The 21,253-nt window shown below is 43.4% G+C and carries 17 protein-coding genes; 3 read left to right on the plus strand and 14 right to left on the minus strand.

The genetic code is table 11. The features are described 5' to 3' along the window. Positions 1-166: 166 nt before the first annotated feature. On the minus strand, positions 167-391 hold the full coding sequence (locus QMK20_RS23555; RefSeq protein ID WP_283653504.1) for an aspartyl-phosphate phosphatase Spo0E family protein: 225 nt from the start codon (positions 389-391) through the stop codon (positions 167-169). Positions 392-648: 257 nt separating this feature from the next. Continuing rightward, positions 649-2,070 (minus strand): DNA-binding protein, encoded by a 1,422-nt coding sequence (locus QMK20_RS23560; protein ID WP_283653505.1) that lies wholly within the window; start codon positions 2,068-2,070, stop codon positions 649-651. 256 nt (positions 2,071-2,326) lie between these two features. Between QMK20_RS23560 and QMK20_RS23565 the strand changes: the two genes are divergently transcribed. Beyond that, entirely contained in the window at positions 2,327-2,698 is a 372-nt protein-coding gene (locus tag QMK20_RS23565) for a helix-turn-helix domain-containing protein (RefSeq protein WP_283653506.1), read from the plus strand. 99 nt (positions 2,699-2,797) lie between these two features. Here the strand turns inward: QMK20_RS23565 and QMK20_RS23570 are convergent, their stop codons facing one another. After that, complete coding sequence (locus tag QMK20_RS23570; protein ID WP_283653507.1) at positions 2,798-4,195, minus strand: helix-turn-helix domain-containing protein; 1,398 nt, start codon at positions 4,193-4,195, stop codon at positions 2,798-2,800. Positions 4,196-4,238: 43 nt separating this feature from the next. Beyond that, positions 4,239-5,636, minus strand: coding sequence for a helix-turn-helix domain-containing protein (locus tag QMK20_RS23575; RefSeq protein WP_283653508.1), 1,398 nt, complete (start codon positions 5,634-5,636; stop codon positions 4,239-4,241). Positions 5,637-5,933: 297 nt separating this feature from the next. On the opposite strand from QMK20_RS23575, the gene QMK20_RS23580 reads away from it, so the two are divergent. Further along, on the plus strand, positions 5,934-6,509 hold the full coding sequence (locus QMK20_RS23580; protein WP_283653509.1) for an RNA polymerase sigma factor: 576 nt from the start codon (positions 5,934-5,936) through the stop codon (positions 6,507-6,509). Beyond that, positions 6,481-7,626, plus strand: a complete 1,146-nt coding sequence (locus QMK20_RS23585; RefSeq protein WP_283653510.1) for a DUF4179 domain-containing protein — start codon at positions 6,481-6,483, stop codon at positions 7,624-7,626. The genes QMK20_RS23580 and QMK20_RS23585 overlap by 29 nt, the downstream gene beginning before the upstream one ends. Before the next feature lie 56 nt (positions 7,627-7,682). Here QMK20_RS23585 and QMK20_RS23590 read toward each other — a convergent pair whose 3' ends face one another. The 10 genes from QMK20_RS23590 to ftsE all read right to left on the minus strand — a co-directional run bounded on the left by QMK20_RS23590 (position 7,683) and on the right by ftsE (position 21,047). Beyond that, positions 7,683-8,045, minus strand: coding sequence for a BLB8/JUQZ-1 family protein (locus tag QMK20_RS23590; protein WP_283653511.1), 363 nt, complete (start codon positions 8,043-8,045; stop codon positions 7,683-7,685). A gap of 422 nt (positions 8,046-8,467) precedes the next feature. Further along, positions 8,468-12,505 (minus strand): glycosyl hydrolase, encoded by a 4,038-nt coding sequence (locus QMK20_RS23595; RefSeq protein ID WP_283653512.1) that lies wholly within the window; start codon positions 12,503-12,505, stop codon positions 8,468-8,470. A gap of 132 nt (positions 12,506-12,637) precedes the next feature. Continuing rightward, entirely contained in the window at positions 12,638-12,853 is a 216-nt protein-coding gene (locus tag QMK20_RS23600) for a hypothetical protein (RefSeq protein WP_283653513.1), read from the minus strand. A gap of 676 nt (positions 12,854-13,529) precedes the next feature. After that, positions 13,530-13,913, minus strand: a complete 384-nt coding sequence (locus tag QMK20_RS23605; RefSeq protein WP_192512777.1) for a hypothetical protein — start codon at positions 13,911-13,913, stop codon at positions 13,530-13,532. 287 nt (positions 13,914-14,200) lie between these two features. Next, positions 14,201-14,758, minus strand: a complete 558-nt coding sequence (locus tag QMK20_RS23610) for a class I SAM-dependent methyltransferase (RefSeq protein WP_283653514.1) — start codon at positions 14,756-14,758, stop codon at positions 14,201-14,203. 177 nt (positions 14,759-14,935) lie between these two features. After that, positions 14,936-16,246, minus strand: coding sequence for a serine protease (locus tag QMK20_RS23615; protein WP_283653515.1), 1,311 nt, complete (start codon positions 16,244-16,246; stop codon positions 14,936-14,938). Positions 16,247-16,411: 165 nt separating this feature from the next. Next, complete coding sequence (locus QMK20_RS23620; RefSeq protein WP_283653516.1) at positions 16,412-17,878, minus strand: S41 family peptidase; 1,467 nt, start codon at positions 17,876-17,878, stop codon at positions 16,412-16,414. A 207-nt stretch (positions 17,879-18,085) separates the two neighbouring features. Next, positions 18,086-19,369: a murein hydrolase activator EnvC family protein gene (locus QMK20_RS23625; protein ID WP_283653517.1), complete on the minus strand. Its 1,284-nt coding sequence runs from the start codon at positions 19,367-19,369 to the stop codon at positions 18,086-18,088. Between the two features lie 84 nt (positions 19,370-19,453). Then, positions 19,454-20,371, minus strand: a complete 918-nt coding sequence (gene ftsX / locus QMK20_RS23630; RefSeq protein ID WP_283653518.1) for a permease-like cell division protein FtsX — start codon at positions 20,369-20,371, stop codon at positions 19,454-19,456. After that, positions 20,361-21,047 (minus strand): cell division ATP-binding protein FtsE, encoded by a 687-nt coding sequence (ftsE, locus tag QMK20_RS23635; protein WP_014278394.1) that lies wholly within the window; start codon positions 21,045-21,047, stop codon positions 20,361-20,363. The genes ftsX and ftsE overlap by 11 nt, the downstream gene beginning before the upstream one ends. Positions 21,048-21,253 lie beyond the last annotated feature (206 nt).

Consider the following 21,253-nt stretch of genomic DNA (forward strand, 5'->3'; position numbering starts at 1 on the left):
CTACATGGCTTCCGCTCTGATGACGCAGAACAATAAACCGTACGAACAGCGTTGTATAGAGCGGCGTACGAGAGATGAGGGAGGTTATTTTGTTTAAGTCTATATTCCCACTATGTATTAGAAGCCAAGGTGAAGTTAGATAAAGCCTGGTCATGATGCTGGAAAATCAATAAGATAAGGCAAACTCGTGTTGCTTCTCTCGCACTGGTGAAGTTGTGGAGATGCTCTGCTTGTGATAGCTATATTTCCAATCGCTGTACAAATTAAGGAGCCGATCCAACTCCATAGACTTGGTCAACACCTGTCGATCCTTCAATCCCACTTCTTTCGCCAAATCATTTAATTCCTTACGCTTTTCTTCGATGCAATCCTCCAATTCTTTCAATTTCACATCAACAAACCTCCTGTTTGGTATGGTATTTATAGTTAGTTTACAAGCTGATACCTTCCCTACAGGTTAATAATATAATAAAACCCATTTCATCCCTTTAACGGAATAAATCAAAAAAACCAATCTGAGAGGATTGGCTTATTTATATCTTTAATATTAATAAAAATACCCAACCCTAACCTCCTGCACCATGATAAAAAACACTAATACCACTTGTATCTTTATAGTAAGTTTCCAAATGTCCAATATTCCATATACTAACCAAGCTTATAAGCAATAGAAGCAGGGGAATTTTCTTTCGCATTCTTAAGCACCTCTTCCATAATTTTTTGATATTCTAACAATTGAATTTCAGAAGATCTAATACGATACTTTTCAAAAAGTGCAGTACATTCTGCAAAGCTATTTCTATTATTTATTTGGAAATACAATTTCAAACTCTGCAAAATATAATGTAGACCCTCAGAATAAGAAGAATGTATAAATTTATAAACTGCAATTTGTTGAAAAAGATTAGCACAACTATCTAAAATAAAAGTGGATTCATAATAGCTTTCCCTAACATGCACTTTTGAGCTAACTGTTTTCAATTCTTCAGCAAAAATTTCAAGAATGTTATCTATTAAAAACCCATGTCTGTTTGCTGATTCTGTAATTGTCCATAATCCAGGTAACACTTCTTGAGGATTACACTTAAGAAACTCTACGTACTCAGTAAGTTTCTCGACGTTCCCCATAATTACACTTAAATTCAACAAGTTAGCTTCTGCCCATATCCTAAATTTTTCCACTTCCATTATTCCAACCTGATCTAGTCCCTCAAACCAACTCAAATCACTATAACCACAAATGTACTCTAATTCTTCTTCATAAAACCCTTGCTTTTCTAATGCAAGTCCTTTTAATAAGTACCCTTGCCCATAATAAACAACAAGTGGTCTTTCAGTTACCAAGCATTTATACTTATATTTATTTTTCCGTTTCTGAACTTCATTCTTATACACAACAGTTGCAAGATTTCGCAATTCATCTGCATATTTCTCTACCTCTTTCCACTGATGTAGATTGAAGTATATATTAGCCAGTTTTAGTAAAGCGTCCAAGTGATAATTCTCGGGTAAGCGATTACGATAAGGAATAAATTTTAATACAGACTCCAAGTTTTTCTCGAAATCTTGACCTATTGAAGCTACAAACAATTTATAGTGACTAATTGCCAACCTCTCGGAATGTTGGTACTTCTCATTTTCAATAACACATTCATAGAAAGGAATTGCCTCTTTTAACTTCCCTTCTTCATACAACTCCTCTGCCAAAGCAAAGATCGTTGGAATGTGGTTAAGATCCTCCATTAACCGTGAAAGTACCTTCTCCACGCACCGCAGATTTCCCACCTCAACACAACGAATTAGAAAGGGTTTAACCCTTTTCCAATGAGGTCTTCCATCATAAAAGCATTCATCTACATATAAGTCATACAACCAGTCCTCTGGATAGTTAAACGCTTTAGTAATTAAGTCCATTTGTCTTACAGAGATAGGTTTAGGCGGATTTCCGTTAAGCATAGCACTAAATATGCCCCGATTAAGACCCGTAGCTTGTCCAAAACTATTAAAAGTGTAACCACCAAGTTTTAATTCTTTCTCAATTTCCGAACGAATCGTGGTTGCATTTTCCAATAAAAACACCCCCCGGCGTATTCAGATGATTTTAAAAAATCACCCTCCTCGACAAACAATTACAATATACTAGAAATTATATGAAAAAACTGGATGATGGTCAACCCCTTTTTTACATCGTTTTAATATATATTGGAATTTAATGTGTGTTTAATAGTCTTTTCAAGAACTTAATATTATACTATTTAGGCAATACAATTACCTCCACGCTTGATCTACCTTTGTCTACACTCATACTATAGGAGTGTGGATGTCTATGGAAACAACAAATCTCATAGGAGCGAAAATCCGCCAATTTCGGACGTTGCGTGGTATTACACAAGAACAACTGGCGGAAGCATCCGATTCAACAGGTTCCTATATCGGCAAGTTGGAACGTGGTGAGGTCAATGTACAGATCAAAACACTAGAGAAAATAGCCGAAGCCTTGGGAACAAATGTATTCGCATTTTTTGACTTCAATCCATATGAAGAACTCAAAAGTCAGCCCTGGATATGGGAATGTGTCCATTTACTCTCCCAGCAGAATGAAGCCGATCAAAATAAGGCATATCGGATAATGAAGGAACTGTTCACCTCTTCAGAAAGCGGGCTTACAGCAAGTAACCCCGATAAGCCCAGCGAATAACGAAAAAAAATATTTTTTTCCCGATTGGTCATGAACATTATATTTCAAAAGGGCTATGTTACTCTACCTTAGTAGTAGGTTACATAGCCCTTTTATGTTCTAAGAGGTCATCTGCTTGATGTTATATTCTACTTCTTTAAGCACTTTTTCATATTCTGCCCGCTGTTCATGTGTCGAGTGATCTTTATATTTCTCAAACAACAACGTGATGGACTTGATATAGTAAGCCTTATCGTTCAACTGTGAGGATGCTTTGAGACTATTCAACATACTGTCTATTGCCTCAAAGTAGCTTCCTTTATTAAAATAGTAGCGACTAAGCTCAAGAAAAAAACGGGAATAGGTCACCAGATTGTAATTTGTATGATAGTAAGAAATATTTGTACGCAAGTCCCTAAACTCATTAATATTTTCTGCAAAAAGGAGAAGAATATCGTCTATGGAGTGATTGTAATTATTGGCCGATTCCATAATGGTCAATAGCCCATGTAATATTTCCTGAGGATTATTCCTAATAAGATCAACATAGGCAGGTAATCTAGTCATATCTCCCATTAGAATTTCTAAATTCAAACGGTTTGCTTTAGCCCACATTTTAAATTTCCGCGCCTCTAGCATTCCAAGCTCATCCAGTTCCTCGAAGCCAGTTAAATCTGCATAGTAAGGTATGAACCTCATAGCATCTTCATATTTCCCTTGCTTTTCGAGGGCATTCCCCTGAATTAAATAGGCTTGACCATAATAGACAATTAAATGTCTTTCTGTATTTAGAGTTCTAACTTCACTCTTTTTCGCTCTCGCTTGAATCCGCATCTCATAAATAATTGTAGCTAGTACCATTAGTTCTTTCGCATAGTGTACAGCCGTCTCACAATCAAGAACTTGGAAATACACGTTTGCCAGCTTTAACAGAGCGTCCAATTGATAATTTTCAGGCAAATTTTTGCGAAAAGGAGCAAATTTCATAGCCAGTTGGCGATTATTCTCCAGATCTTTATTTAAGGAGTAAGAAAATAACCGATACTGACTGATCGCTAGCCGCTCTGAATGGTAATACCTTTCGTTCTCTACCACACACTCGTAAAAAGGAATTGATTCCTTTTCCTTTCCTTCTGCGTGTAGTTCTTCTGCAAGTTCAAATATGGTCGGCACATAGGACAAGTCCTCTGTTAGCCTCGATAAAACCTTCTGAATGAAGTCGCGCCTCTTCAACTCCACACAGCGCAATAAAAAAGGCTTAATCCGTTTCCAGTGCCCTTTTCCTTCGTAAAAACATTCTTCTATGTACAACTCATATAGCCAACCGTCAGGATACCCCAACGCCTTGGTAATCAAGTCCATCTGCCGAACGGAGATCGGCTTGGGTGGGTTGCTGTTCAGCATGGCACTGAATGTGCCACGGTTAATACCGGAGATTTTACTGAAGCTGCTAAATGTATAGCCCCTTTGCTTCAATTCTGTCTCTATCTTTGAGCGGATCGTAGGTGTATATTCCATGTTCATCCCCCCTGTGTGGTCAGACAACAAGATAAATATTAGTTTAGGGAACCATTTGCTTCATACCATAACGCACTTCTTCAAGTACTTTTTCATATTCTGCAAGTTGTTCATGTGTAATATGTCCTGTTAGTTTTTCGAATAACAAGGTTACTCCCTTAATAAATGTACTCTTCGTGTTTAATTTAGAAGATACTCTAAGGCTTTTGATTATATTATCAATAGCTTCTGAATATCTGCCTGTATTGAAATAGTAACGCGCAAGTTCCAAATACAAGCGAGAATAATTCCATAAAAGAGTGCTTATTTGATAGTGTGAAGATTTTGAAACAAATTTCTTATAGTCACCAATTTCCTCAGAGAAAACATCTAGAATACTTTCTAAAGAGAAATTGTACTTATTTGCCGACTCTATAATAGTGATTAATCCATGAGAAATTTCTTGGGGATTTTGCTGTAAAAGCTCGACATAAGATGATAGACTGCTGACCTCTCCAATTAAAACTTTTAAATTAAGAAGATTAGCCTTTGCCCACAATTGGAGTCTTTTCACCCCTTGCAGCCCATTTTCATCCAGACTCTCAAACCATGTTAAATCTTCATAATAGGGAATGAATTTTAAAGCCTCTTCATACAATCCTTGATTCTCCAACGCATTTCCGTGCAATAAATACCCTAAACCATAGTATACGACTAGAGGCTTTTCAGTATCGAAGCTATCTAGTTGCCTGTTTTTTGAACGGTTATAAACCTGTTGATGATAGACACTTATAGCCAGTGTACGGAGTTCTGTCGCATACTTTATTGCAGCCTCCCAATTACTTACGTTGAAATAAACATTAGTTAACTTTAATAATCCATCCAACTGATAATTCTCTGGCAAACTTTTGCGGAACGAATTAAAAATAATAGCAGCCTGTAAGCTGCTTTCTAAATCTTCGGTAAGCGAGTAACAAAACAATCTGTATTGACTGATCGCTAGCCGCTCCGAGTGATAATATCTTTCGTTCTCTACTACACACTCGTAAAAGGGAACGGTCTCCTTTTCCTTGCCTGCTTTATGCAACTCTTCTGCAAGCTCAAATATGGTCGGCACATAGGACAAATCCTCTGTCAGCCTCGATAAAACCTTCTGAATGAAGTCGCGCTTCTTCAACTCCACACAGCGCAACAGAAACGGCTTAATCCGCTTCCAATGCCCTTTTCCTTCGTAAAAGCATTCATCTATGTACAACTCATACAGCCAGCCCTCAGGATATTCCAATGCCTTGGTAATCAAGTCCATCTGCCGAACCGAGATCGGCTTGGGCGGGTTACTGTTCAGCATGGTGCTGAATGTGCCACGGTTAATACCGGAGATTTTACTAAAGCTGCTAAAGCTATAGCCCCTTTGCTTCAATTCTGTCTCTATCTTTGAGCGGATCGTAGGTGTATGTTCCATGTCAATCCCCCTCATCGAGTTTCAATCATATGAATAATGTTTCTTTTTATGTAAAATACGTCCTAAAAATAATCTTAAAATAATACAATAATGTGAAAGAAGAGAAATAAATGGTTTATATACTCACTCTAATTTATGATGCCTTAGACAGAAGTTTTTTTTTAACGAATCCCGTGATAATTGAAAAGTTGAATGAAGTACATAAAGAGAGGCATTAAAGCAAACTTCAAGTTTTTTTATTTGAATGTCACAAATGCATCCCTTTTTCAGTTATATAGGCAGAGAGGAGGGAAGTTAATGGAAAAACTACATGTAAATAAGCAAGATGCAGATATCAACCTTGTAATAGAACAGGTACAAACGGGCGACAAACAAGCATACACACATATCATACGGCGTTATCAACAACAGATCTTTTTATATTGCTACTATTTACTTAAAAATCAGGAAGAAGCGGAAGATGCTGCTCAAGAAATATTTATTAAAGGGCTTGAGCACATCCATCAGTTCGTACCTACAGCCTCCTTTTCAGCTTGGCTATACAAAATTGCTCAAAATCACTGTAATGACTTATTAAAAAGAAACACTAGAACGTTTAAATCCTTCATCCAGTATAAATTGAACCTGAAGCAACAACCAGTACACGAATATACAGATTTAATTCACGAGTTACTGGATCATCTAACGTTAGAAGAGAGGCAAATTTTATTGTTGCGCTCGTTGGAAGAATACAGCTATGAAGAGATTGCGACAATTATGGAACTAAAACCATCAAATATCCGGAAAAAATATGAGCGACTCCGTAAAAAACTAAATCACCAAAAGGAAAAGGGAGGAAAAAAGTATGAACAATCCTTTAAAACCGGAAGATAAAGAAATCGAGCATTTACAAAAGCTTATTCGGAATACTCCAATACAAGTTGATTTAATTAATAAAACGATGGAGCGCTATGGGAAAGTAGAAGGAAAACGATATAAGCGATCTAACATTCGACCAAAAAGGAAACGTAATACAATTATTGTGACTTCTATTATGCTTGCAATGACATTTATGCTTATGGTTGGTACTGGCTTCATTTCCCCGACAATGGCCGCCTCCTTAAAACAAATTCCAGGCATGAATTCTATATTCCAGCTAGCTGGTGATCTTGGTTTACAAACAGCGGACGAAAAAGGGCTGCTATCAAAACCAAATCTTAGCGACACCCATGATGGTCTGACTCTCAGCGTACCAGAGGTCATATTCGACGGAACACGAGTATCTATAGCATTAGAGCGAAAAACTTCCGATAAAAGATTTTTAAACACCGAATTACCCTTATTACTTGATGATTTAATACTTTCCATTAATGGCGAAGAAATTAATTCTTCTTATGTACCTACAAACACCAGCAGCTCCATTGACTCATATACGATACCTGGAAAAAATTCGAATTCAACCATTATACAATTTTCAGATTTACGTAATCAAGGAGGAAAACCTTTTCCAGATAAGTTTGATTTAACAATTTCCATGCCTGTCTCCGGCATTAAGCAGCCATTTAAAATAGAAATTCCTGTGGAAAAGAATACTAAGAATAACTTAGTTTTTACACCATCCCTTAAGCGAGAGTATAAAAACATTGACTATACTCTAGAAAAAGTTGAGCTCACGCCGATTACAACCAGCATCACAACTCGCATAAAGCTACCTGCTAATTCAAAAATTTCTTCGTCACTTCCTTTGTTCTTGAGTTATGAAATTTACGATGATAAAGGAAAGCAACTAAATTTTATTAGCAACAATGGTTGGAGTGCAACTGATGGCAACGTTCTGATAAATGATTCACGATTTGAACCTTTCCTCTCTCTTCCCAAAGAAATTACTATAAAGGTTTACAAATCTATCTTAAAAAAGGGTGATAGGAGTAAATTCGAACTAGGGAAAGATGGAAATCCAAAAAAAGAGTATTTCCCTGATTTAGAAATTACTTACCCAATTAATCCATAAAAATAAGTAAGTGAAGGAAGTGAAGCGTACTTCACCTCCTTCACTGCATACAAATACTATCTTTCAACCTTAAAAGTATAAACCCCAAGTTTGTCTCCATTAGATTTATATGCCGCCACTTGAGCTGTTCCGTAACCTATCATTTTAGCCTTATTGCCATGAAGTTCGACAACATCACTTCCGTACAAAATCATCCAGTTAGAACCTTCCATTCTATATGTGCTACCTATGCCTAAACGAAGTATGGGACTATCCTGCTTTGTAATGGGTGCTTTTTCTCCGTTGGCAGGACTAAAGGTTACGGTTACTTTTGCCGGAGTTACAGCTGATGCCGTTGAACTTACTGGTGAAGCCGATGCTACTCCCCCTAAAGATAACGCTAGCGCAGAAATTGATAATGCTAAGATGGCTTTTTTCATTTGTCATTTCTCCTCTTTAATAGTCTTCTTTCTAAGCTACTAAATGCCTTGCTTTATGTCTGTGACTACGTTTCTGTTGTTCTCAAGCTATTAGTACTTAACTAATCAAACATTGAACTTCCAATCATTTATAGATCATCAAGATATTAACCTTTTCATTTCCCCATCTCCTTTCTTCTAATTAATTCCATTATATTTCTTGATGTCTTTTGAAAAGGATATTTTTAAACAAATCATTTCTTTTTTTACAAAATAATCAATAAAAAGACCAATCCCTTAAGATTGGCCTAGTCTAATTGCATATGATCTTGAAGACTCTCCATAGAAACTGGTGGCTTAAACCAAGAGAAGAACGTAATGCCCCCCCCTCTCTTAGCAAATAATCCGTTGATTCACATGTTGCCGTATAACGGACGCTTGTCTTAATTAGCTGTCGGTTCAGTTCCCCAAACAAGTACGCCATTATGATACAACGTAGCTTTCGTATGATCAGCATATGAAGTCTGCGTGCCTTTATAAGAGTAATCGTCACTTTCGTTATAGTTCGACCAGTCTGTTTTATGAATACGGGTTTGAATTTCGCCCGTGCTTCCTCCAAGTGCTAACACGCCTGCATTCGAGTTGAAGCTGACTTCCAAATAATAATCAGCGCCTGTTACAGATTTATCCATTTTAACCAGCTTGCCATTCAGCTTCGAGCAGCTCAGCGTCGCATAGTCGCAGTTGAATGTCTGCGCGCGGTCGCCGTCGATCGTGTAGTAGTAGCGAATTTTCAACTCGTTGATCGGTACGGAGTTTGTACCTTTGTTTAAAATTTGGAAATACGGCTTCAATTGATTGTCGTTCACATTGGTATCCGCTGCGTGATACTGGAGCAACAGTCCCTTTGGCGGCTCCTGAGCATCCGCTTTCGGCGCTGCGCTAGCCGTGTTCGAAACCGATTGTCCTGCATTGTTCTTCGCTACGACTTGGTAGTAGTACGTCGTGTCTGCCGTTACGGCTGTGTCGGTGTAGCTGCTTCCGTATACATCGCTCGCTACTGTGGCGAACGCGCCGTTTTCAGCCGTCGAACGCTTCACTTCATAGCTTACCGCATTCGCCGATGCTGTCCAGCTCAGCTTTACTTTCGCCGTTTCGCCCGCTGCGTTCAGCGTGAAGCTGCCCGGTACTGACGGCTGTTCGGTAATGCCATACGTTTTTAAGTTAGTCGGGAGCTTTTCAAGCGTAATGACGTTCGGATGATTATACACTTTTTTCAGATGCTCAAGGCTGTTTTGTTTGCCGTCTCTCAGAAAATCCCCATACCATGTAGCAAACCAGCTCCAATGGGCTTGATACGCCTTCATCAAATCAGGATCCGGGATAGGTCCGTTTTCGCTCATGGCAACTAACTTTTTGTCCTTGCCCAATGTAACAAGGTCTTCATATTTTGCAATTTGCGGACTGTAGTCGCCTGCTTGCGGATAAGAGTCAAAGCTCAAAATATCCACATACTCGTCTCCCGGATACCAATCCGGAGCAACAGAATTCCAAACCCAAATCAGATTGTTCAATTTGTGCACATTAGTCAAACGGTCGTGCATTAAAATATACAATTTTTTAACAGGCTCAGGACCTTTAGCGCCCCACCAGAACCATTTGCCTTCCGCTTCGTGCAAAGGACGGAACAGGACAGGAACTTTCGCATCCTGCAACTTCTTCAATTGCCCTGCAATCACATCGATGTCGCGAATAAGCAATTTATAATCTTCGGACTCTGGATTATTCATCGCATATTCTATATCGAATGTAGTCGAATCGGCATAGAAGCCTCTCCACCATTCTTTTCCTTGCGTATCGATAAGACCTTTCGGCGCGTTCCAGTGCCATGCAAAGGTAACGATGCCCCCTTGCTTATCCCATTCAATCGCCTTTTCCGTCTCTGTGGAACTAAGACCGTGTTCCGCTCTGCTTGGCGAATAGTCAATCAGGTCAAGCGCCGCAATAGCCGGCTTTTTACCTACATTTGCTTGAAGCCAATCAATTTCGGGCATATCCTCTTGACCGGAAAGCATATTCTTCCCGTATTGATCAACCAGGTAGTTCATCAATGCTTTTGCTTCTACCGTCGCATTCGGATTGATGAGCGTTTTGGTTACCGCATGCGGTGGACGGTCAGCAGCAGGCTCCAGCTTGACGTAGTCGATATCGTACCAGCCCCAGCCTGTTTCAAAACCAATCGTATTCGCCCCTGCATTCAACAGAACCTTACCACCGGAAGTTTCTTTAAAATCAGCCGATTTCCAAAGTACCAGCTCGCCAGACGCTTTGCCGTTTAAAGAGAAATTCGTGCGTTTGTCATCATGAGGAGAACGGTAGCCGATTGTAAGATTGTACAAGCCTGCCGTTGGAGCCTGAATCGTCATCGTCAGGGAATCCCCTGCATTGTGGAAATTAGTTACATAACCAGTACCTGAGAAGCCGGTCCCGCTGGATTCCACAATGGTTCCCTTCAGCGTGCCATCTTCGGCTTCATAGCGAACAGGACCGTCTACAGGCGTCCTCGGAACCGCTTTCAAGACATTGGATTCGCTCGTTCCCGCATTTGTTTTTGCGGTTACTTTATAATAGTAAAAAGTGCCGTTCGTTACGTTAGTATCCGTATAAGACGTTTCGATCAAGTTGGATGCTACAGCAGTAAAAGGACCGTTTTCATACGTTGCCCGCTGTACACTGTAACCTACAACTCCGCTGGAAGCGTCCCAGGACAAATCGACTTTCCCATCGCCAGCCTCAGCTCTCAGCGCAAAGCTTTCAGGACCTTCCCCAGGTGGCACAGACGTATCATTGCCGGCAGTCAACACGATGTGATAAGCCGTCAAAGGCGGTACTGTATAGGTAAAGCGGTTGCCTGAAATTTGCGTAATTGGCGCTGCTTCCTTAATTTGCGAGCTATTTTTGTCGAAGCCCCATACTTTACCGGAACCGTAAGTCGTCTCGCCGGAAAGATCGAATTGGGCGTCGAATGCACTGTCCATGCTTTTATTCATGACAACGAGGTGCAGTTCTTTGTAGGATGCATCCGTTACGGAAGCATGCACCGAGCTATTGACAATATCCGACGTTTGCACATTAACGCTGATATCACCGAAAGTAGAGCTTTTTCCGTCATAATTGCGGTAAAGCTTGTAAGCGGCACTAACGTAGTTGTTGGCACCATCCTTTAACTTCCAGTAGTTTGCCATATAAACATCGTTTTTGCCCAAGATGCCCAGCACATCGGTCATAGCGATACCGCCGGAAATATCATTTTCGCCGCCATAGCTATACTCGGTCAAAGCCAGCTTGGTTCCCGGGTAATACTTATCCACCGACTGCTTCAATCGAGGCAGTAAAGGCAAGAATTCGCTGTTCCATTGAGCGATCCAGCTATCTTCCTTGTAGGTCGGATCCCACAAAGTACGAGGCGCCTGCATTCTGGCTTTCTTCGTTTCGTCGTTGCCTACCTCATTCGTAATTCGTATGCCTCCGCCCATCGCTTCGGGATACCAGTGTACATCGAAAACATCCAGCAATCTCTTGCCTTCGGCTTGCGAGCTGAGACGCATTTGATCCAGGTAATAGTCCACGAACCAGCTGTAGTTTCCTTTTACAGAGTTCCAATCAGGTGCAGTTTGAAGATCTTTATAGGCGCCAAAACCGTAAAGAACCGGCCCAAAAATTTCCGCACCCGCGTCAACCGATTTGACAGATTTGGATAAACTTACCGACCGATCTACCAACTCTTTCGCTCCGACATTTTCACCATGAATGCGTGGATGCGTATGCGACCAGAGAGCGGGTTCATTGTCAAGCGCATATCCTTTCACACCCGTCTTTGTTGAAGCAGCGCCGTACTTTTTCACTAAAAAGTTGACGAATTCATCCGCATAAACCTGATTGTCATTCAGATCAGGCTGCAGTTGAAACGGCGCATTTTTAGCGTTTACGACCTGATTCCAACGAGCGGAAGGAGCCTTTTCGCTTTCCTGCACACTTCCATTTCCATCCTTGGCCACATAACCGGCCATCGGCAGCGTAACTAAAGAATAAGTGCCTAGCTTCAGCGATTGATCATGAAACGAAGTCGTCACCGCCCCCGGCTTTTCACATTCAGCTTTTGTCAGACCGCCATTGTCGCATAAATAGTTATCGCTGGATTGCTCCCAATCGCTTCCTGCATTGGACATATTGTTTTCCCAGTTATATCCGGTCATTCGATTGCCACCAAGTCGTCTGGCAGTCAGATTCTCATCGCCTGCCAACTCCTGATTCGTACCGTAAATATAAGGGCTAATAGGCTTACGATCCTTGGATGTATCAACTTTAATGGTAACGGTCTTTGCCGTTTGACCGTGAACTACAGTTGGACCCGATAGAGCCCCCCTACTATAATCGTGCATGCCATGACGACAGGCAGCCATTTGGAACGTTTGAACCAAATACTACTACTATTTTCCACCTTCATGCCGCTTTCCTCCTTTAAGTTTGAAAAGAGCGGCACCCATACGAGTGCCGCTCCGTCAGGCTTTAAGGCTACTGACCCCAAACGAGTTTATCGTTCTGGTACAGCGTCACCTTACTCTAATCTGCAAATTAATTTTTTTTGTAGGATCGTAGGAGTATTCATCTGCCACATTGTAGCTCGTCCACTCGTTTTTGTTGATAAGCGCTTGAATTTCGCCAGTCGAAGCTCCAAGTATCCGGTTGACTACACTCTCCTCTCCGTCCGAAATCCAGAATTGGCCCAGATCTTCAAGTGTTGCAACAGCCGTATTCACACCGCACATGATGGGTTTGCCGTTTGCATCAAGGTAATACCGTTACCGGCTTCTTGTTGACAAATGTGTAATAGTACAGCTCTGCTATACGTTCTACCGACCAAGCCTGCATATCGAACTATTTGTTGGACGGAGGTCCATATACATAGATTATTCCATATAGCCATATAGTAGAACATGAATTCGCCGCTTGGACATTTGCTGTAACCGCCGTTCCAACTGTTCGTTGCGCCGCCGATCAGCCGTCAGCCGAAGACAGCCATATATAAAACTCAAGCTGGCGTTTCGGGGACGTATCCCTTTCAGTCTTGCTTGCCTGTTGCCGATTAAATAACCATAAAGCTTGGGGTATCGAAAAAGCCCCTTAGCCAAGGGACTTTTTTATTTTGCGGATTGCAAATCTCTATATCTGCTCCCAAATAGGGGCAGTACCTGGAACGAAGGGCATGGAGAACGGGCTGAAGGGCGGGCTATCATATTGCTTTATGTAGTCTTTATCATCTCAGTAGACACGGAGCCTGATAAACCATTCCTCATGGAAAATTAATACGCCGTCCAGTCGCCACCGGCGGCGATCACGACCCCGTTTATGAAACGGGAATCTTCAGACGCAATAGTTTTTCAATATTTTCATCATTCTTCTTCAATCTATTCAGAAACTCTTGTTGATTCACACCCATCTCCCCTACCGTACCTTGTCCTTTTGAATAAGCTTATAATAAATGCGTGCAGGCTCTGACTCTCCAGTGGATAAAATGTATTCTGCTAAAGGTGCGCACAGCTTTTGAAGATAGAAGGAGTATAGCAGCTCCGCCGTGTCAAAATGAATTTTCAACACCTGTCTCATCAATCCTTCAAATTTGGGATAATCCAGTTCCTCCGGGGTGATATCAAACGGGTATTCAGGAAAGGTTTTTTTCTGAATTTCGATAAATTGCTCCCTAAGCTTTGGTTGGTTGCCTGATCGCGCGGCTGAGAAATTCATCATAAAAAACGATATAAAATCTGTCTCACGATCACTTAATTCATAATACTCACACCAACGCATGAACATCAGCGGTTTTACCATATATAAATCCCCTTTTAACGAAGTTCAGATTAATCGTTGAATCACACAAAATCTAACAGGTTCCAGCATATGTAATATATAGGTTAAGTCCCATTTTAAAATATGATTCCTTAAACAAATTTTGCATTTTAACATATCCCTCCTATCTTACATCTCCGTAAATAGCCTACAAAGAACGCTCAACAAAAAAGACCTTTTCAACATCTTAATGACGCTGACCAGGTCTTCTCATGGAAATCCGTATCTTCACATTCGTGTTTATTCTAATCCTCTACATAGCTAACCGATTACAGACTGCAAGTGAAAACATAGGCGGGCGGGACGTTGTAATGTACCTTTTTGATCTGGATGTCGCCAAAGAAGGTACGAAAAAAATTGTGTTTTACCTTACTATACTGGAACGTAATAAATTTGCCCTCCTGACCCAGTACTTCGGCCGTTTGTCCCAAAATCAGGCTGGATAAGGCGGCAGGCAAGCTGGTAAAAGGGAGTCCTGATACGATGTAATCCACTTTCGAGACATGATACTGTTTCATATACCGGGCTACATGCTCGGCCGATCCATGAATGACGTGTACTTGCTCCAAGTGTCCGTACTTGCTTTGCAATGTTTTGTAAAACGATTCATTGGCCTCAATCACTAGCAGTAGCGTATCCGGGCGCTTGTTCTTAATCAGTTCTTGCGTAAACACACCGGTACCTGCACCATACTCAATGATGCACGATGCTTGGTCAAAGTAGATTGGTGTGGTAATTTGCTTGGCCAACTGTTTTGAGCTTGGTATAACAGCGCCTACGCTGCGTGGATGCCTGATGTACTCTCGAATAAAGTGAATCGCATTCATCTTTCCCTCTCCTTGCTTAACACACTTGATAGGCATTCGGTTCATCAAGGTATCGCATTACACATTCATTGTATATCGATCAGAATAGTCATTTCAAGCAGGCTACAGTCTGAATAAAAGAAAGAGGACAGCCTTATTCGAAACTAGTCAAATAAAACTTCCCTCTCGCTGTGCCATCTATTTTTCTATCGTGTCCAAACTTGGACTCTCCGTCTTGGATGCCTGTCCACCTTTGCGCCGCCGTGCGCCCAAGCGCATGGCAACAATCCGATAGATTGAGGCAGGGCGTATGGATACGGCCCAGTTCGCGTCCGCATCCGGTGCAAGCACGACTCCCAACTGGTGGTGATCACCATCGTACATACCGCGCTGCACAAACTTGCTCTCACCTTGAAGGTTACGTACCTCCAGCTTGCAAAAAGCAGAGTTGATCCGCAAGGCTTGGTGCAATTCGTTGCGGCTGTTCACGACGACGCTGTTGACGCGGTAAATGGCCTCGCCGGGCAGAATACCCATCGCCGTCGCCGGACTGTCCGGCAGCACAGCCAGCACACGCAGCCCTTGCTCCGGATGAACAAACATAGGGCTGAGACGGCTCTCTTCCATGTTGCCGTACCAGATCAGCGCCTCATGGGCCAGGAAGGAGAACAACGCTGCCACCAGCGTCAGCGGACTCCACCACGCCGCCAGCAGGCTCAGCAGGAGCAAGGCTCCACTGTAGAGAAGCAGGCGGTTGGACGTTAGCACCGCCTTCTGGCGTGGCAACTGGCCTAACGTCACGCTGCTGAAGCCCATAAGAACAGGCAAGGCTGCCAGCATATATCCGGTTCCATCACCAAACAGCGGCGTCCACGGAAGCGCAAAACCTCCCTGAACAGGAACCAGAAGCAACAACGGAATGGGCCAGAGGTCTTCCATCCGGTAGCCTCCGACCAGCCTTCCCCGCTTGCCCTCCACGAACAGTGGTGTTGCGGCCTTTCCTCCCTGCCAGCGAACCAGTAGCGCCTCAGCCACATGCAGCACAGCAACCAGTACCAGCAACGCAGGAATATCCAATCCACGGATGGCTGCCACCGATGTTCCAAGCGTTCCCACAGGCTGCCAGCCCTCTGCCACGTTCAGAGCAAACTGGGCTACACCCAGCAGGCCCACCGAATAGGCCAGGCACAGGTAACGCACGCGCACCAGCATAAGCAGCAATGTGGTCACCCACAGGCATACGATGGAGGCCGTGGTCAGATGCACACTTACGAACATTCCCAGAGCAGACAGGGCCAGCCCCGCAATTAGACCACTCCAGACCACACGCCACGTCTCCCCCGGCCAATTATGCAGCCTGGTATGAAAGAGCTTGCGCTCCAGCAGCATTTGCCGACGATAGCCAAGCGCGACAATGAGTATCGAGATATAGTAAAACGGCTGCAAAAGCAGGTACAAGCAAGCATTTAGAACGCTCCATCCCCATTGTAAAGCCCATTCCAAGTTCATTCACACTCCTTATGCCCCTGGCCCGCTGTTCAGCGGATCACGTACATTTCATATCCATTTATTCTATATGAAATTGCCAACGTAGGGAAGACAATCCGGCAGACTGCAAATAAATCCCAAAATAAAAGGAGGCTGTTTCCAGCCCCCTTTGTTGTAGCCTTATTACTATTTCGCTGCGCTGGTCTTCATTTCCTTCCGAATCTCTTCAATCCCCTGCTTGAGTTGATTGTCATTTTTCGGATCGCGAATTTTTTCGATCAGCTTGGCTTCCATCGCCGCTGCTGTCTTCGCATCAATCACACCGTTAACCGTCAGCTTCGCCTGTTTTTGAAAAGCATTAACGGAGCTTTCCGTCACTTTATCAAAATAGCCGTCTTCGCGGCCTGGCTTGTAGCCCAAGCCTTGCAGAATGATTTGCGCATTTTTCACATCGCCGCTATTCATATTGTATTTCAACGGCTTTTCCTTGTTCAGTGGTGCTGCTGTGAAGAATTCAGGCTGTTCCACCGCGATATCCGGCTTAATGCCTTTTTTATGAATCCACGTTCCATCTGGCGTCAGCCATTTGGCAATCGTGATTTTAAGCAGGCTACCGTCGCCCATTTGCTTGTCATAGCTGGTCTGTACGGTACCTTTACCAAAGGAATTTTCCCCGATCAATACTGCGCCAGCCGATTGCTGGAGAGCGCCTGCCAGGATCTCGGACGCGCTTGCGCTACCTTTATTCATGAGCAGCGTCACCGGATATTTCTTACTTGATCCTTTGGATTTCTCTTCTTCACGCTTCTGATTCTTGTCTTCCACTTGCACGATCGTTTTGCCAGAAGGTACAAATTGCTGTGCGATATCAATCACGACGGAAAGTACGCCGCCCGGGTTATTACGCACGTCGATGACGAGCCCTTTAAGTCCCTGTTTTTCCAGCTTCGCGAGTTCTTCTTTAAAACGATCTGCTGTATTCAAGGAGAACTGGGTAATCGTGATTACACCTACACCGCCGCTTTCCATATGAGCCGTCACGGTTTCCATATCAATGCTGTCACGGGTAATGGTGTATTCCAACGGATCAGGAGAGCCGTTGCGCTGAATTTTGACCTTGGCCTGACTACCTTTAGGTCCACGTATTTTGGAAACGGCCTTGTTCAAATCCAGACCATCCAGCGTTTCACCGTTAACGGACAAAATAATGTCCTTGGAACGCAGTCCCGCCTTCTCGGCCGGTGAGCCTTTAATTGGCGTTACTACGACCACTTTTCCGTTTTCTGCCGCTACCTCAGCCCCGATTCCGGTAAAGGAGCCTTCAATGGACTGTTCAAACTGCTGTGCTGTTTCTTTGCCCATATAAGAGGAATATGGGTCGCCGAGCGATTCCATCATACCGTTGATGGCTCCGTCCACCAGCTTGGTACGGTCGACGTCCTGATAATATTGCCCCTGAATCAGATCCATCGCTGTCTCGATTTTGCGGATATCACTTCTGGAGGTGGAACTGCTACCTGTCACGCTCGCCAGCAGTCCTTCGCCCAGAGCGCTGCTTCCCACTGTCGTCGTTCCAGTATAAGCAAAAGTGAGCAGGCTACCGCCAAGCAGCCCAATCACCATCAAGAGTACCGCTGTACTTTTTTTCAACATCTAATCGTCCACCGCCTTCTATTGATCTTGTATACTATTGCCTTACAACGCATATCCATCCACGCAGTATACGTCTAGCTTGTACGGAATATGTTAATTGTATCCTACTCTGTGTTTCAATGCACATGTTCTGCACCGGGTATCAAGCTATGAAGACAAAGCCCTATCTACAACCGTATTGGCTACAAATAGGGCTTCCCTTTTCAACTATAGATAGTTCATCGGATTTACTGGTTTGTTATTCTCGCGCACCTCAAAATGACAATGAGGTCCTGTTGAATTGCCCGTCGAACCAACTTCTGCAATTTTTTGACCGCGTTTCACAGTCTGTCCTGTACGTACCACCGTACCGCCATTGCGAATATGTCCGTATAGGGTCCATAATCCGTCTCCGTGATCAATCACGACCGTATTGCCATAGCCACTCCACCATTCCGCAACAATGACAACACCATCTTCTGCTGCATGAATATCGGTTCCCTGTGGAGCCGCCATATCAATGCCTGTATGGCCTTTAAGCTTGCCGGTAATCGGATGTACCCGCATGCCAAAAGTAGACGAGAGTCGGTAATTGGATACAGGCAAAGCCAACGTGCCCGATCCACCCGTATACGTACTGGCTGCCGTATGACTGGAATTCGAGCCTGCGCCTGAGGATGAAGAGGCATATCGCTTGGCTTCAGCGGCACGCGCAGCCGCTCTAGCACGTGCCGCTTTAGCCGCCTGCTCCGCTCTGAGCTTATTTTTCTCCTGCAACAGACCCACACGTTTGTTAGCGAGGGCTACCAGCATATCATTTTGCTCTTCACTGATTTCATCCGACTCAGCAATATCATGATCATAATTGGCAATCAGTCTTTGCTTCTCTTTTTCCTTCGAATTCAGTTCTACTTTGGCGTCCTGCTTAAGCGCATACAGCTTCTTGGCATTTTTATATTCTGTGTCGAGCTGCTTCTTCTTGCTTACGACCAGAGCCTTGTCCTTTTTATGCTCGTCCAACAAGATTTGATCCTGCTCCACGATCGTTTTCAGGGAATCCACCCGGCTGAGGAAATCGCTAAAGCTGGCCGAAGACATAAGCACGTCCATATACGAGACCGTTCCGTCCGTATACATCAAGCGCACACGGGTCTCCAGCATCTTTTCACGTGCCTGAATGCGGTCAATCGCTTCAGATAAATCTTTTTTGGTTGCACGCAGATTATCTTCGGTTTGATCAATCTGAACCGCTACACGAGTCAACTGGTCGCTGACGCTGTTAATCTGGTCGAGTACAATTTTCAGGTTTTGCACGGTTTTATTTTTGTAATGTTGGGCATACTGTTTATCTTGAGCCGCCTTTTCCTGCTGTTGCTTGGCAGATTGGGCCTGCTTTTCCAATTGATTCAGTTGCGAATTGATTTCATGCATGCTTTTGGCATATCCGTCAGAAGGCTGGATTAGCAATGCGGCTACCAAAGTAGCGGCCAACACAGATCCTGTTTTTTTCAACTTGCACTCCCCATCCTTTATCGCAAAATAACACCGGCTTCCCCGTTCTAAAGAATACCGACTGTGACGTCCACCAATGAATCTTTATACTTTCAAGAACTTGCGCATGGATAGGGTACTGCCTACAATCCCGACGAGCATTCCCAAAATGATTAGCAGGGCACTCAATTGAATCCAAACGCCCTGAAGCGGCATAAGCTTCAACATATTCAGTGCAATATCGCCTTGAACGGCTGTAAGCAAACGCTGATAACCAGCAAACAAAATACCTACCGTAATCACAGAACCCATCAGGCCAATAAGCGCACCTTCAATAAAAAACGGCCATCGTATAAAAAAGTTGGTCGCACCAACCAGTTTCATAATGCCAATCTCTCTGCGTCGTGCCAAAATGGTCACGCGGATCGTATTCGAAATCAGGAACATGGACATAAGTCCCAATCCAGCTACGAATATAAAGCCCACATTACGGATGAGCTTGGTAATGGTGAAGAGCGTCTCCACGGTACCTTTTCCGTAACGGACCTTTAAAATCGGTTTCTCCGGATGTATCGTGTTCAGCTTCTCAATCTTCTCAGCCACAAATGGGACCGTTGTCGGTTCAATGACCTCTACAACGATTTTGTCTGGAAGCGGATTGCTGTCCTTATCAAAACCTTCCAGCAGCTCCTTGCCGCTGTCTCCCAAATCTTTTCGCAGCTCCTCCAAGCCTTGAGCTTTGGTGATAAAGGTGGTTTTGCTAATTTCCGGCATCGCCGCGATTTCCTTTTGCAGCGTTTCACGCATGGTTTGTTCTACATTCAGCTCCAAAAATACGTTAACCTCCACCTGGCTATCCGCCTGATCAGCCAAGGAGTTGACGTTAAGCACCAGCATAATAAACACACCCAGTATAAGCAGTGACACAACAATCGAGGTGACGGATGCCACGGACATCCAGCCATTGCGGAATATGTTTTTGAAGCCTTCCCGCAGATGACGCAAGAAGGTATTAAAAGTCATATCCGTACTCCCCTCTCACCTGATCCCTTACGATGTTACCATTTTCGATGGCAATGACGCGTTTACGCATGGAGTTTACGATGTCCTTATTGTGTGTCGCCATAACAATGGTCGTGCCGCGAAAATTAATTTCGTCCAGCAACTGCATGATCTCCCACGATGTTTCGGGGTCCAAATTACCTGTGGGTTCATCGGCAATGATCACGGACGGATTGTTGACAATAGCCCGTGCAATAGCTACGCGCTGCTGCTCCCCACCGGAAAGCTGGGCAGGCTCGCGATTCATTTTCGTTTTCAAGCCAACCAATTCGAGCACTTCCGGCACCCGTTTGCGAATCAGCTTCTTGGGAGCCTCAATGACTTCCATCGCAAAAGCGACATTCTCATAGGCCGTCAAACGCGGCAAAAGCCGGAAATCCTGAAAAATGACTCCGATGTTACGACGAACGTAGGGAATTTTACGCTGCTTGAGCTTCCCGATATTAAATCCATTAACTGAAATTTGCCCCTTGGTCGGTACTTCTTCTCTATAAATAAGCTTCATAAAAGTCGATTTACCCGCCCCGGACGGGCCGACTACGTATACGAATTCATTACGGTCAATTTTGACCGATACTCCCTGAAGTGCGTGGGTTCCATTAGTATAGGTCTTCCACACATCCTGCATTTCAATCACTCGATCACTTCCCGCTGCTTAATCATAATACGTATAACTTAATATCCATTCGACATATTCCATGCATTTCCTTTAAAAAGTCCTGTATTTCATCATACCGTTTATCATTGTAACAAATTTGTTACCTAAATAGTACCGAAAGTTTTCTGCTTTTGGCACATATATATGAATATTATGGCACATGAACACGCTGCCAAGCTTACGAG

The organism is Paenibacillus sp. RC334 (genome assembly GCF_030034735.1).
GTDB classification, from domain to species: Bacteria; Bacillota; Bacilli; order Paenibacillales; family Paenibacillaceae; genus Paenibacillus; species Paenibacillus terrae_A.